The organism is Rhodopseudomonas sp. BR0G17 (genome assembly GCF_010907025.1).
GTDB lineage: Bacteria > Pseudomonadota > Alphaproteobacteria > Rhizobiales > Xanthobacteraceae > Rhodopseudomonas > Rhodopseudomonas palustris_H.
In genome coordinates, this window is the sequence record NZ_QUML01000149.1 from 1 (window position 1) to 447 (window position 447).

At 66.2% G+C, this 447-nt stretch carries 1 pseudogene; it reads left to right on the forward strand.

Annotated features, from left to right (window positions below):
* Nucleotides 1–164: 164 nt before the first annotated feature.
* Nucleotides 165–447 (forward strand): annotated as a pseudogene (locus DY467_RS25610) (xanthine dehydrogenase family protein molybdopterin-binding subunit); the annotation flags it as partial.

Below are 447 nucleotides of genomic sequence, written 5' to 3' on the forward strand. Positions count from 1 at the left end.
GTCTTAACTCTGCCGTTGTCACGTTGACGGTCGCACCGCTTCGCTCGTGGCACCCCACCCCCGCCCCCTCCCCGCAAGGGGGAGGGGAGAAGAGGCGCCCCTCTTGGCGTACCGCTCGGTTCTCCGCTAAAACTGCGGCCAAGCAAGCAACAAAAGGAAACGGCATGAACATTCTCCCCGGCTCCATGCGGTTCGGTGCGGGCCAGCCCGTCAAGCGTCTCGAGGATCAGCGCCTGCTCACCGGGCACGGCGGCTATCTCGACGACAAGGCCGCCGATGGCGCGTTGTGGCTGGTGGTGATGCGCTCCCCGCATGCGCATGCCGACATCGTCTCGATCGACACCGAGGCGGCGAAGGGAATGCCGGGCGTGGAAGCGGTGCTGACCGGTGCCGATCTGATCGCCGACGATGTCGGCACCATTCCGACGCTGCCGATCCTCAAGCGGC